The organism is Roseibacterium elongatum DSM 19469 (genome assembly GCF_000590925.1).
GTDB classification, from domain to species: domain Bacteria; phylum Pseudomonadota; class Alphaproteobacteria; order Rhodobacterales; family Rhodobacteraceae; genus Roseibacterium; species Roseibacterium elongatum.
This window is the reverse complement of the sequence record NZ_CP004372.1, coordinates 2,419,636-2,432,587: the sequence shown is the minus strand read 5'-3', so window position 1 is coordinate 2,432,587 and position 12,952 is coordinate 2,419,636. Positions and strand designations below refer to the sequence as shown.

General features: G+C 65.7%; 12 protein-coding genes and 2 pseudogenes. 9 read left to right on the top strand and 5 right to left on the bottom strand.

Features of this window, described 5'->3' with window-relative positions:
• The first annotated feature begins 21 nt into the window (after positions 1 to 21).
• Together ROSELON_RS11845 and ROSELON_RS11840 are read left to right on the top strand one after the other, a co-directional pair.
• Complete coding sequence (locus ROSELON_RS11845) at positions 22 to 453, top strand: DUF934 domain-containing protein (protein WP_025312595.1); 432 nt, start codon at positions 22 to 24, stop codon at positions 451 to 453.
• A gap of 87 nt (positions 454 to 540) precedes the next feature.
• Positions 541 to 1,383, top strand: coding sequence for a ferredoxin--NADP reductase (locus ROSELON_RS11840; protein ID WP_025312594.1), 843 nt, complete (start codon positions 541 to 543; stop codon positions 1,381 to 1,383).
• A gap of 117 nt (positions 1,384 to 1,500) precedes the next feature.
• On the opposite strand, the gene ROSELON_RS11835 is transcribed toward ROSELON_RS11840, so the two are convergent.
• Positions 1,501 to 2,304, bottom strand: coding sequence for a hypothetical protein (locus ROSELON_RS11835; protein ID WP_025312593.1), 804 nt, complete (start codon positions 2,302 to 2,304; stop codon positions 1,501 to 1,503).
• A 273-nt stretch (positions 2,305 to 2,577) separates the two neighbouring features.
• Between ROSELON_RS11835 and infC the strand changes: the two genes are divergently transcribed.
• Both infC and ROSELON_RS11825 read left to right on the top strand, forming a co-directional pair.
• Positions 2,578 to 3,042, top strand: coding sequence for a translation initiation factor IF-3 (gene infC / locus ROSELON_RS11830; protein ID WP_025312592.1), 465 nt, complete (start codon positions 2,578 to 2,580; stop codon positions 3,040 to 3,042).
• Positions 3,043 to 3,176: 134 nt separating this feature from the next.
• Positions 3,177 to 3,479 (top strand): porin, encoded by a 303-nt coding sequence (locus tag ROSELON_RS11825; RefSeq protein ID WP_156945935.1) that lies wholly within the window; start codon positions 3,177 to 3,179, stop codon positions 3,477 to 3,479.
• A gap of 62 nt (positions 3,480 to 3,541) precedes the next feature.
• Here the strand turns inward: ROSELON_RS11825 and ROSELON_RS11820 are convergent.
• The 3 genes and pseudogenes from ROSELON_RS11820 to ROSELON_RS11810 form a co-directional block, all read right to left on the bottom strand.
• A pseudogene (locus tag ROSELON_RS11820) lies at positions 3,542 to 4,332 on the bottom strand (FAD binding domain-containing protein).
• An 18-nt stretch (positions 4,333 to 4,350) separates the two neighbouring features.
• A complete protein-coding gene (locus tag ROSELON_RS11815; protein WP_025312590.1) occupies positions 4,351 to 6,720 on the bottom strand; it encodes a xanthine dehydrogenase family protein molybdopterin-binding subunit in 2,370 nt (789 codons plus the stop codon).
• A gap of 94 nt (positions 6,721 to 6,814) precedes the next feature.
• Positions 6,815 to 7,300 (bottom strand): (2Fe-2S)-binding protein, encoded by a 486-nt coding sequence (locus tag ROSELON_RS11810; RefSeq protein WP_025312589.1) that lies wholly within the window; start codon positions 7,298 to 7,300, stop codon positions 6,815 to 6,817.
• 146 nt (positions 7,301 to 7,446) lie between these two features.
• On the opposite strand from ROSELON_RS11810, the gene ROSELON_RS11805 reads away from it, so the two are divergent.
• The 5 genes and pseudogenes from ROSELON_RS11805 to ROSELON_RS11785 all read left to right on the top strand — a co-directional run bounded on the left by ROSELON_RS11805 (position 7,447) and on the right by ROSELON_RS11785 (position 12,101).
• On the top strand, positions 7,447 to 7,986 hold the full coding sequence (locus ROSELON_RS11805) for a GNAT family N-acetyltransferase (RefSeq protein ID WP_025312588.1): 540 nt from the start codon (positions 7,447 to 7,449) through the stop codon (positions 7,984 to 7,986).
• Between the two features lie 317 nt (positions 7,987 to 8,303).
• The gene (locus tag ROSELON_RS11800) at positions 8,304 to 8,834 is read left to right on the top strand and encodes a hypothetical protein (protein ID WP_025312587.1); all 531 of its coding nucleotides are present in this window, start codon (positions 8,304 to 8,306) and stop codon (positions 8,832 to 8,834) included.
• A 245-nt stretch (positions 8,835 to 9,079) separates the two neighbouring features.
• Entirely contained in the window at positions 9,080 to 9,631 is a 552-nt protein-coding gene (locus tag ROSELON_RS11795; RefSeq protein WP_025312586.1) for a GbsR/MarR family transcriptional regulator, read from the top strand.
• Positions 9,632 to 9,644: 13 nt separating this feature from the next.
• Positions 9,645 to 11,082: pseudogene (locus ROSELON_RS19210) on the top strand (cytochrome ubiquinol oxidase subunit I).
• Positions 11,083 to 11,087: 5 nt separating this feature from the next.
• Positions 11,088 to 12,101, top strand: coding sequence for a cytochrome d ubiquinol oxidase subunit II (locus ROSELON_RS11785; protein ID WP_025312585.1), 1,014 nt, complete (start codon positions 11,088 to 11,090; stop codon positions 12,099 to 12,101).
• Between the two features lie 64 nt (positions 12,102 to 12,165).
• Here the strand turns inward: ROSELON_RS11785 and ROSELON_RS11780 are convergent, their stop codons facing one another.
• Complete coding sequence (locus tag ROSELON_RS11780) at positions 12,166 to 12,924, bottom strand: dienelactone hydrolase family protein (protein WP_025312584.1); 759 nt, start codon at positions 12,922 to 12,924, stop codon at positions 12,166 to 12,168.
• Positions 12,925 to 12,952 lie beyond the last annotated feature (28 nt).

Here is a 12,952-nt window from a genome sequence, read left to right as displayed (position 1 = left end):
CGGATGAAAGGACCAACAGCGATGACACACAGCGTGATCGTGCGCGACACGGGCTTCGGGCCGGATGACGTTGTCGGCACTTCCTTCGTTCCCTTGGCCGAGGTCGGGGCCACGGGCGCCGCGGCCGTCGCGCTTGCCCCGTCCGATGATCCGGGCGTGCTGGCCCCGCATCTCGACCGGATCACGGTGATCCGCGTCGCCTTCCCGAGTTTTGCCGATGGGCGCGGTTTTACCCTGGCCCGGCGATTGCGCGCCATGGGTTACCGGGGCCGGCTGCGGGCCGCGGGCCATGTCCTGGCCGATCAATACGCCATGGCGCGGCGCGCCGGGTTCGACGAGGTCGAGATCGACGCCGCCCTTGCCGCCCGCCAGCCCCAGGCGCAGTGGCTGGCGCGCGCCGATTGGCGGGCGGGCGACTACCAGGCGCGGTTGCGCGGCCAAGCCAAAGGTTGACGCCACGCCGCCCCTGATCCAGATCAAGGATAACGCCAGGCCCAGGGGCTAAGCCCTGACTGTTCCCAAACGAGCGAGCCCAATCCCGTGAAAGACATCGACGCAGCCGCACCCGCCAAGGCCAAACCCGCCCTTCCCGACGCCCAGACCGTCACCGAAGTGAAACATTGGACCGACCGTTTGTTCAGCTTCCGGTGTACGCGCCCCGCCTCGCTGCGGTTCCGCTCGGGCGAGTTCGTGATGATCGGCCTGATGGATGACCCCGACCCCAAGACCGGCAAGGCCAAACCGATCCTGCGCGCCTATTCCATCGCCTCGCCGTCCTGGGATGACGAGTTGGAGTTCTACTCGATCAAGGTGCCCGACGGTCCCCTGACCTCGCGCCTGCAACATATCGAGGCGGGCGACGAGATCATCCTGCGGCCCAAGCCGGTCGGCACGCTGGTGCATGACGCGCTCTTGCCGGGCAAACGCATCTGGTTCTTTGCCACCGGCACCGGCTTTGCCCCCTTCGCCAGCCTGCTGCGCGACCCGCAGACCTACGAGGATTACGACGAGGTCATCATCACCCATACCTGCCGCGAGGTGGGCGAGCTGCAATATGGAAAGGAGCTGATCGACAGCATCCGTCAGGATGAGCTTTTGGCCGAGCTGATCGGCGAGGGGTTCGCCGACAAGCTGCGCTACTACCCCACCACGACCCGCGAAGAGAGCCCGAAGATGGGCCGCATCACCGACCTGATGCGCTCGGGCGAGGCGTTTCGCGACCTCGGGGTTGAGCCGCTGAACCCCGAAACCGACCGTGCGATGATCTGCGGCAACCTCGCCTTCAACCTGGAACTGAAGGACATGCTGGAAGAATACGGGCTCGAGGAGGGCGCCAATTCGCAGCCCAAGCAATACGTGGTCGAAAAGGCGTTTCTGGACTGACCCGAAGCTGCGCCGCGTCTCAAAACGCCGCATCTCAAAAAGAAACCCCCGCAGCACCGGCCGCGGGGGGTTTTTCGTTGGCTCAGGCCCGGATCGCGCCGGGCCCGGTTCAGCCGATCACTCGCCTAGGCCCAGCAGGCCACGCACCTGCTCCAGAGCCGCCGGCAAAAGCTCGGGGTTGTCGCGGGCGCCTTCCAGCGCGCTGCGTGCGGTGGTCTTGGCCACCGGGTTCAGATCGGACTCGTCGATGGCCGTCAGGGCGGCGTCAAAGTCAAACCCCTCGGTCGTGAAAAGCTCGGCCATGCCGGGCTCTGCGGGCGCCTCGGCGGCCTCGGGGACAGCGCCCGTCACCGCTTCGGCGGCCTCGCCGGCGGCTTCTTCGGTGGCTTCCTCGACAGCCTCGGCCGCAGTGGCAGCCTCACCGGCCGCTTCTTCGGCGGCCTCTTCGACGGCTTGGGCTGCAGCGGCGGCTTCTGCGCCTGCCTCTTGCGCCGCTTGACCCGCGGCTTGGCCGGCCGCCTCGCCCGCCTGCTCGACCGTTTCACCGGCCTCACCGGTGGCCTCGACCGCCTCGTCCACGGTGCCTTCGGCGCCTTGCATCAGGTTGTTGATGGCATCCGTGGCCTCATCGGCCATGTCGCCCATGGTTTCGACCGCGTCGTTCACGGCGCCTTCGACGGTCTCGGCGGCCTCTTCGGCCATGGTCTCGGCCTCTTGCAGGACGCCCTCGGCGGTCTCCTGGGCGGCCTCGCCAGCGGCCTCGGCCGCATCGGCAGCCGCCGCGGCGGCGTCCTCGGCCTCTTCGACGGCCGTGTCGACCGCCTGGTCCGCCTCGTCCGGGGCGACGCCGTTCTGCATCAGAAAGTACCCGCCCGCGCCGAGCGCGGCGAGGACGACGAGAATTATCAATACGCGACTCATTTTGACCCCCACTGGGTTCTGTTCGAGAATGCGCGACGCTTACAACCACATCGAGGATCGCGCAATGGCGGCCCATCGCACCGGCATGGCATCGGGTGGGACAGTACCGGCGTGTTTCGTCCAATTCGCCTTGAACACGGGGGGGTTGAAGGATACCTTGTCGCCTCAAATCAAGGTTACAGAAGGACGACACCCATAGCCCGCAGACCCCATAACGCGCCGCCCACCCGTGACACCGGCCCGCGCGTCAATGACAAGATCCGTGCCCCTGAATTGCGCCTGATCGGTGCCGACGGCGAGAACCTCGGCGTCGTGACCCCGTCACAGGCGATGGACCTCGCGGCACAAGCCGGTCTCGACCTTGTCGAGATCTCGCCCAATGCCACGCCACCCGTGTGCAAGATCATGGATTTCGGCAAGTTCAAGTACGAACAGCAGAAACGCGAAAGCGAGGCGCGTAAGAAGCAGAAGACCATCGAGGTCAAGGAGGTCAAGTTCCGGCCCAACACCGACACGCATGATTACGACGTGAAGATGCGGAACGTGACGCGCTTTCTCGAAGCCGGCGACAAGGTCAAGGTCACCTTGCGCTTCAGGGGTCGGGAAATGGCGCACCAGAACCTCGGGCGTGAGTTGCTGGAACGGGTCGCCGCCGATGTCGAGGGCCTGGGCAAGGTCGAAAACATGCCCAAGATGGAAGGCCGCCAGATGGTCATGATGATCGGGCCGTCCAAATAGGCCCCACCCCGGACCGGGCGCGAAATGGATCAAGGCGTGCCGCGCGGCGCGCCTTTTTCATGTCGCGACACGGGGGCATGGCGCCGCAGCGAAAACCACGATACCCTCAGCGCGAAGCAAGCAGGATGATCGGAATGCGTCTTTGCGGACTAGGACTATTGGCCCTGTGCCTGGGATCCGCGGCACAGGCGGATGGAATCACCCTGTCGGGCAGTGCCGAGATGGGCCTGATCGGTGGCGCGCTGTCGGGCGATGACGCGAACGGCGTGGCCCTGCACACCGATGTCGATCTGCATTTTCATTTTTCCACCACGACCGACAATGGCCTGACCATCGGGTTCGCGGCCGATCTGTCCGATCTGTTGGGGGAAGACGACCCGTTGGAGGCGTTCAGCCGCCGCCACCCGCAGCCCCGCGTCAACGACCGCGCCGATTGAGCCGGCCCGCGTGACACCTGGGCGAACGGGCCGCGGCATGGGCCCGCTCGCCATGGACCGCGTCAGTGAGCGGCCGCAACCGCCCGTCCCGTCATCACCTTGACCAGATGGGCGCGATAGGCGGCCGAGCCGTGAAGATCGGCGATCATGTCGCCCGAGGGCGGTGCCAGCGCATCGACGGCATCCTTCGTGAAGGCCCGGTTCAGCGCCTCCTCGGCCTCGGACCAGCGGAACACACCGTCCGACGACGCCCCGGTGACGGCCACGCGCACGCCGTCGGCGAATTTTGCGACAAAGACCCCCACGAGCGCAAAGCGCGACGCGGGCTGGACGAACTTCTGGTAACTCGCCACCTCGGGCACGGGAAAGCGCACCTCGGTGATGATCTCGCCCTCGTCCAGGGCCGTGGCGAACATGCCCTGGAAATGTCGTCGGCCGCGATTTCGCGCGCATTGGTGAGGATCCGCGCCCCCGAGCCAAGCGCCGCCGCCGGGTAACAGGCCGACGGGTCGTTGTTGGCGAGGCTGCCGCCGATGGTGCCACGGTTGCGCACCGCCGGGTCGCCGATGCGCCCCGCAAGCGCTGCCAAGGCCGGATAGTGGGCCGCGGTCTCGGTCGCGACAGTGGCGTGGGTGGTGGCCCCGCCGATACAGACCTCGCCCGCATCCGACAGGCAAACGCCCTGGATCTGCGGAATGCCCGTCAGACTGACAAGTCGTTCGGGCGCGGCAAGGCGTTGTTTCATGGTGGGCAGCAGGGTCTGCCCACCGCCCAGCGCCTGCGCCTCTTCGGCCCCGAGGGCCGCGACGGCCTCGTCGATGGTGCCGGGCTTGGAAAATTCGAAATTGTACATGAGCCTCTCTCCTTTTCCTCAGGCCTGGTGCATGGCCTGCCAGACGCGATGCGGCGTCAGCGGCATGTCGATATGCATCACATGGGTGTGCCCGCCCCGATGCAGCGCGTCCACCACGGCATTGACCACAGCGGGCGGCGAGCCGATGGCCCCGGCCTCGCCACAGCCCTTCACGCCCAACGGGTTGTGGGTGCAGGGCGTCTGACAGGAATGGTCCACCGCATAGAACGGCACGTCATCGGCGCGCGGCATGGCATAGTCCATGTAGCTGGCTGACAGAAGCTGCCCATCCTCGTCATAGGCGCAGTTTTCGAGCAGGGCCTGCCCGATGCCTTGCGCGAGGCCCCCGTGAACCTGCCCGTCCACGATCATCGGGTTGACGATGTTGCCGAAATCGTCGGCCGCGGCAAAGGACAAGATCTCGACCTTGCCGGTGTCGGGATCAACTTCGACCTCGCAGGCATAGGCGCCCGCCGGGTAGGTGAAGTTGTTGGGATCGTAGAAGGCGGTTTCCTCAAGTCCCGGCTCGATCTCCTCCAACGGATAGTTGTGCGGCACGTAGGCGGCCAGCGTGACATCGCCCCATGCGACCGACTTGTCGGTGCCCGCGACAGTGAACTCACCATCCTTCAACTCGATATCGCCCTCGGCAGCCTCCATCAAATGGGCGGCGATCTTTTTTGCCTTGGCGATGATCTTCTCGGTCGCCCGGACCATCGCGGACCCGCCCACAGCGAGAGAGCGCGAGCCATAGGTGCCCATGCCCATGGGCGTGTTGGCCGTGTCGCCATGCACAATCTCGACCATGCCTTCGTCGATGCCGATCATGTCGGCCACGACCTGCGCGAACGAGGTCTCGTGCCCCTGCCCGTGGCTGTGGCTGCCGGTCATCACGACCAGACCGCCGGTGGCGTTGACGCGCACGGTGGCCGATTCATAGAGGCCCGCGCGTGCGCCCAACTGCCCGACAAGGGCCGAGGGGGCAATGCCACACGCCTCGATATAGGAGTTGATGCCGAGGCCGCGCAGCTTGCCGCGCTTTTTCGACTCTTCCGCGCGGGCCTCGAACCCGTCGCGGTCGATCATCTCCATCAGCTTGTCCATCGTCGCGTGGTAGTCGCCGGTGTCGTATTCCACGGCGACCGGCGTCGCATAGGGAAACTCGGTCACGAAGTTCTGGCGGCGCAATTCCACCGGGTCGACGCCCAGCTCGCGCGCGGCCTTGTCGATCACGCGCTCAAGCTGAAAGGTCGCCTCGGGCCGGCCCGCGCCGCGATAGGCATCGACGGGCACGGTGTTGGTGAAGACGGCCTTCACGTTCACGTAGATCAGCGGCGTCTTGTAGTTACCGGCCATCAGCGTGCCATGCAGCCACGTGGGCACCGAGGGCGCGAAGGTGGACAGGTAGGCGCCCATATTCGCATAGGTTTCGGTCCGCAGCGCGGTGAAGTTGTTGTCGGCATCCAGCGCCAGTTCGATCCTGGTGACATGGTCGCGGCCCTGCGCGTCCGAGATGAACGCCTCGGACCGGCTGGCCGTCCATTTCACCGGGCGTTGCAGCGCCTTGGCGGCAAAGGTGCAGAAGGCTTCTTCGGCATAGTGGAAGATCTTCGAGCCGAAACCGCCGCCCACATCGGGGGCCACGACGCGCAGCTTGTGCTCGGGGATGCCAAGCACGAAGGCCCCCATCAGCAGGCGGATCACATGCGGGTTCTGGCTGGTGGTGTAGAGCGTGGATTCATCCGTGCCGGGCGCATAGTCGCCCACGGCCACCCTCGGCTCCATCGCGTTGGGGGCAAGGCGCTGGTTCACCAGTTCCAGCGTCGTGACATGCGCGGCCTCGTCAAAGGCCTTGGTCACCGCGTCCTTGTTTTCCTCGACGAAGCCCCAGTCGTAGCACAGGTTGCTGTCAAGCTCGTCATGCACCTTGGGCGCGCCGTCCTGCACCGCAGCCTTCATGTCGATGACGGCGGGCAGTTCCTCGATATCCAGTTCGATCGCCTCGGCCGCGCTGCGGGCCTGCGCCGCGCTTTCGGCCACCACGGCGCAGATCGGATCGCCCACATGGCGCACCTTGCCTTGCGCGAGGATCGGGTGCGGCGGCTCCTGCATCGGGTTGCCGTGCCGGTCGGTCACCTGCCAGCCGCAGGGCAGACCGCCCACGCCCTCGAAATCCTTGCCGGTGAAGATGCGGATCACACCCGGCATCTTCTCGGCCTCGGTGGTGTCGATCCCGTTGATCTTTCCATGCGCCATGTCCGAGCGCAGGAAATGCACATAGGCCTGGCCCATGAGGTTGATATCGTCGGTATAGCGGCCGCGCCCGGTCAGAAAGCGCAAGTCCTCGCGCCGCTTGCTGCTGGCGCCGATGCCATGATCCTTCGGCATGGTCGTCCTCCCTGTAAATCAGATCGCTTCGCCGCGGCCCGCCACCATAGGGGGCCGTCGGGAAAGGGGGCCTCCTCCTGCCCCCCCGTTGCGCCTATTCGGCGGCGATGGCGCCCACATCCTGCCCGCTGGCCGCCATGATCGCCTTGACGATGTTGTGGTAGCCCGTACAGCGGCAGATGTTGCCCTCGAGGTATTCGCGGATCTCGCGCTCGGTCGGCTTGGGGTTGTCTTTCAGCAGCGCCGCCGCCGACATCACCATCCCCGGTGTGCAGAAGCCGCATTGCAACCCGTGATGATCCTGGAACGCCTGCTGGATCACCGAGAGCGAGCCATCGGGGTTCGCCATCCCCTCAATGGTCATCACCTCGGCGCCTTCGGCGTCCAGCGCCAGCACCGAGCAGCTTTTGACCGCCTCGCCATTCATATGCACCACACAGGCGCCGCACTGGCTGGTGTCGCAGCCGATATGGGTGCCGGTCATCTTGAGCCCCTCGCGCAGGAACTCGGCCAGCAGGGTGCGGCCCTCGACGTCGCCGGAAACGGATTTCCCGTTCACGGTCATCGTTACCTGGGTCATTCAACTCCTCCCTTGGTTATTGGGCGGTATCCAAGCACGGAACCGGGCATCTGCAAATGGAAATCTTTCGTGAGCGAAACCGCCCAGTCTCGGCGTTGATCTGCAGCGGGTCCGGGTGCTACCGCTTGCGGGTGGGAGGGCGCGCCATGCAGATCACAAGCACCGTCGCAGGACGTGAAAACGCGGTTATCACGCTGTTTTCCGACGTGTTTTCCGACTCCGACGGCGCGGATGAGGGGGCGCTGATCGGCAAACTGGTGCGCCAGATGCTGACCCGCACCCCCGAGGCAGACCTTGTGCCCTATCTCGCGCTGGACGGCGACAGCCTGATCGGTGCGGTGCTGTTCACACGGCTGGCCTTTGCCCAGGATCCGCGCACGGTGTTCCTGCTGTCGCCCATGGCGGTGGCGACGCGCTGGCAGGGTCACGGCGTCGGTCAGGCGCTGATCCGTGCGGCGCTGGAGGATCTGCGCGCACGGGGGGTTGACGTGGCCGTGACCTATGGCGACCCGGCCTTTTACGGCAAGACCGGGTTCCAACCCGTCAGCGTCGAGGCCCTGGCCGCCCCCCTGCCCCTGTCGCACCCCCATGGCTGGATCGCACAGTCGCTGGACGGCACGCCCCTGACACCGATCAGCGGGGGATCGGCCTGCGTCGCGGCCCTTGATAACCCGGCCTATTGGTAGCCCGCCCCGGCGCGACGGGGTCCGCCTGAACGATTGACTTGCATCAAACGCCCTGCGCGCGCCAAGGGTAGCATTCCCCTGCGCCGCGTCGCGTGGCGCGCCAGTCGCACAGGGGTGGGGTGTGGTCGATGCCGAGGCGTGTCCGGCGGGGGGGGGGGCTTGTCGATGACAGATGTGTCGTCCGGTCCTGTCCGCGCGGACCCGCGACACCGCCCCGCCCCATCCACCGTTCCCTTCGGCAGGTCGCCGGCGCGCCGCGCCTCGAAACGGTGGCGATGTCTGATAGGCATGTCTCGACGGACAGAAAGGAAAGTGTCATGTCCCCCTCGTTCAAACCGGCCTTGGCCACCTGCATCGCCCTGGCCCTGACGGCCCCGGCCCCGGCGCAGGACCTCGCCACTTACACAGCCGCCAACGAGGCCGCCATCGCCGCTTGGGAGGCCATGCCGATCACGATCCCGACCGCCCTGTTCATCCAGCAGGAAGCCCCGGCCTACGGTTATTTCGACCCGCGCGAGACCTCGATCTTCCAGCCGGGCGAGCCGCTGATCGTCTATGCCGAGCCGATGGGGTTCGGCTGGCAACGCAATGACAACGGCACCTTCGCCCTGGATGTCGAGGTCGATCTGGTGCTGAGAAACCCGGCCGGGGATATCCTGATCCGGCAAGACGGGTTTGGGCGCTACACCGTCACCACCCGCCGCCAGAACCGCGAGTTCTTCCTGTCGCTGCTGCTGAACCTCGATGGTGTGCCGCAGGGCGAATATGTGCTGGACTACGTCGTCCATGACATGGTCGACGGCGGCGCGGCGACGATTTCGCTGCCGTTCATCATCGCCGCCGGGTGATCCGGGCCGGTCCAGCCCCCGGACCCGGTGCGTCGGCTTCGGCCACATGCCCCGGCCCGCGCAAGGCGGACGGGCCGGCGATGGTGTGATCCCGCCGATCGGGCGCCGCGCCCGATCGGCCCCTCCGACACCGGCCAGGCATGTCTTGTGTCGGAAGATAATGTCGCACGGTGTTGAGGTCGCCCGTCATGGGCCTACCTCTGTTTCAGAAATTTCTGAAATCTCTGCGCGAACAGGATTTTGGCATGACACCAACGCCCCTCCAGCAGGAGTTCATCCTGCATTTCGGAGAGATGGGCAGCCGGTGGGGGATCAACCGCACCGTCGGGCAGATCTACGCCCTGCTGTTCCTCTCGTCCGCGCCGCTCAACGCGGAAACGATCACCGATGCGCTCGGGATCAGCCGGTCGAACACCTCGATGGGTCTGAAGGAATTGCAAAGCTGGAATCTTGTCCGGCTCAAGCACATTCCCGGCGATCGGCGCGACTATTTCACCACGCCGGACGACCTGTGGGAGATCGTGCGCACCCTGGTGGCCGAGCGCAAGAAGCGCGAGATCGACCCCACCCTGACCAAGCTGCGCGAGCTGGAGATGCAGGGCCCCGCAGGCGATGATTATGCCGAGGCCCGCATCGCCGAGCTGCGCGAACTGATCGAGACGATGACCGGCTTTTACGCCGAGTTGGACCGGCTGGAGACCGACCGACTGGTAAAACTGATGACCACGGGCCGCCGCATCGCGGGCCTGATCGACAAGACCGGCGGGGTCATTCCGGCCCTGACGCAACGCAAGTAGCGGACGACCGACCATGGAAACGCTCGACACCCTTATCCTCAGCCGCATCCAGTTCGCGGCGAATATCTCGTTTCACATCCTGTTCCCCACCATCACCATCGCGCTTGGCTGGGTGCTGTTCTTCTTCCGGGTGCGCTTTGCCCAGACGCAGGACGACAAGTGGATGGCGGCCTACCGGTTCTGGGTCAAGGTCTTTGCCCTGTCCTTTGCGATGGGGGTCGTGTCGGGCATCACCATGTCTTTCCAGTTCGGCACCAACTGGCCGGGCTTCATGGAGGTCGTGGGCAATATCGCGGGGCCGCTCTTGGCCTACGAGGTGATGACCGCCTTCTTCCTCGAGGCGGTGTTCATCGGCATCATGCTGTTCGGCTTTTCGCGCGTTCCGGGCTGGCTGCACATGCTGGCCACCTTCCTCGTGGCCTTCGGCACGACGATGTCGGCCTTCTGGATCATCGTGCTGAACAGCTGGATGCACACGCCGCAAGGCTTCGAGATGATCGATGGCCAGGCCTTTGCAACCGACTGGTGGGCGATCATCTTCAACCCGTCCATGCCCTATCGCTTCGCGCACATGATGCTGGCCAGCTTCCTGACCGTGGGCTTCCTGGTGGCCGGTGTCTCGGCCTTCCGCTGGCTGATCGGCGACCGCTCGCGCGAGGTGCGGGCGATGCTGAAGACCGGCGTGGCGATAGGTGCGCTGCTGATCCCGGTGCAGATCTTCATGGGCGACCTGCACGGTCTGAACACCAAGGAATACCAGCCGGCCAAGGTCGCCGCGATGGAGGGGCTGTGGGAAACGCAGGACGGGGCACCGCTGGTCCTGTTCGGCATCCCGGATGAAGAGGCGCGCGAGAACCGCATGGCCATCGAGACTCCCCGGTCTTGCCTCGTTCATCCTGACGCATGAGTGGGATGGTGAGTTGACCGGCCTGAACGATTTCGTGGCCGAGGACGGCACCGTCCTGCATCCGCCGGTGGCCCCCGTCTTCTGGTCGTTCCGCGTCATGGTCGGAACGGGCGTGGCCATGCTGCTGCTCAGCTGGGCGTCGGTCTGGTTCATGTGGCGCCGCCGCGACCGGCACGAGGGCCGGATCAAGGGCCATTGGTTCGCGGTCGAGGGCCTGCCCAGGCCGCTGCTCTACGCGCTGGTCCCGATGGCCTTTTCGGGCTGGCTCGCCACGCTGGCGGGCTGGTACACGACCGAGATCGGCCGCCAGCCCTGGCTGGTGCAGGGGGTCATGACCACCGATATGGCCGTGGCCGATGTGCCGGCGCCGATGGTTCTGGGCACGCTGATCACCTATCTGGCGATCTATGCCGCGCTGCTTCTGGCCTATATCGCCGTCATCACCTATCTCGCGCGCAAGGCCGCGCGTGGCGAGGATGGCCGCGCCATCGACATGAGCCATTCGGGCAAGGCGCAGGTCGCGGCCCTGAGCCCTGCGGAGTGACGCCCATGCTGCCCGACTTCGCAAACCCTGCCGACTGGCTGCCCTGGGCCTTTGCCTCGCTCATGGGCTTGTCGATCCTGATCTACGTGATCCTCGACGGGTTCGACCTCGGCGTCGGCATCCTGTTCCCGCTGGCCGAGCCGGCGGAACAGGATCGCATGATCGGCTCGATCGGGCCGTTCTGGGATGCCAACGAGACCTGGCTGGTCCTGGCGGTGGGGCTGCTGCTGGTTGCCTTTCCGCAGGCACATGGCATGATCCTGTCCACGCTCTACCTGCCGGTCTTCGTGATGCTGGTCGGGCTGATCCTGCGCGGTGTCGCCTTCGAATTCCGCGCCAAGGCCCGCGCGCAGCACAAACGGTTGTGGAACCGCCTGTTTTTCGCCGGCAGCCTGATGACCGCGCTGGCCCAGGGCTTCATGCTGGGGCTTTACATCATGGGCCTTGAACAGACTCTGGCCACATACGCCTTTGCGACGCTGACGGCGGTCTTCCTCGCGGTCGGCTACAGTTTCATCGGCTCCACCTGGCTGATCCACAAGACCGATGGCGATTTGCAGCTCAAGTCGGTGCGTTGGGGCCGCGAAAGCCTGTGGGGCGTGATCCTGGGTATCGGGGCGGTGTCGCTGGCCACGCCGCTGGTCAGCACGCGGATCTTCGACAAATGGCTGGCGGCGCCGCAGGTCTTCTACCTTGCGCCGCTGCCCATCCTGTCAGGCCTGGCGATCTGGTGGTTGTGGCGCATGCTGCGCGCCATGCCCTTTTCGGGCGACCGCCGGTCGTGGTTGCCGTTTTCGGTGACCACAGGGCTGTTCGCGCTGGCCTATCTTGGCATGGCCTACAGCTTTTACCCCTTTGTCGTGCCCAAGCGGCTGACGATCTACGAGGCCGCCGCCGCCCCCGAAAGCCTGTTCATCATCTTCGTGGGCGCCTGCGTCGTGATCCCGGTCATCCTGGGCTATTCCGTGCTGGCCTACGTGCTGTTTCGCGGCAAGGCGACCGAATTGCGCTACGATTGATCACATCGCCATGAAAAAAAGGGCGGCCGTGTCGGCCGCCCTTTTCTTGTTGAAAGCCCGCGCGTCACAGCGTGTCGTCAAGAAACTCCAGCAAGCCCGACCAACTGCCCTGATCGGCCTCGACGTCATAATCGCGCGAGCCGTAGACGGTAAAGGAATGCCGGGCGCCGCCGAAGATCGCGGCATCATGGGGCACGCCGGCCGCGTTCAACTCGGCCATCACGGCGCCCAGATCGCCGATGCCCGACACCGGGTCCGCCGAGCCGTGAAAGAACATGACCGGGGCGCCATTGGCCATCGACCAATCCTGCCCCTCGGGCGTGGGCAGACCGCCATGGAAGCTGACGAAGCCATCTAGATCCGCCCCCGCGCGCGCCGCCTCGAGCACGGCCGCCCCGCCAAAGCAATAGCCCATCATCACCATGTCGTCCGTGGCCCCGGGCAGATCCGCCGCCGCCATGATCGAGCCCATCAGACGCTCGCGGAACGCCGCGCGGTCGCCGTAAAGCGCGCCCGACAGCGCCCGGTAGTCATCGACACCCTGCGGATCGGTCTCGGCGCCGTAGACGTCGATGGCAAAGGCGGTATAGCCGGCGGCCGCCAGCATGTCGGCGCGGCGCTCCTCGTACTCGGTCATGCCGTCCCAGTCATGGACGATCAGAACCGTGCCACGCGGCGTCTCGAGGGCCGTGTTCGTGGCGACGTAGCCTTCGAATTCCATGTCGCCGACCGTGTAGGTGACATGTTCGCCGATGATCTCGGCGGCGGCCAGCGAGGGCAAGGCCGTGGCGATCAGGGCTGAGGCAAGGATGCGCTTGGGCATGTTGGTCTCCCGGTTGGGTCGCTGTTCA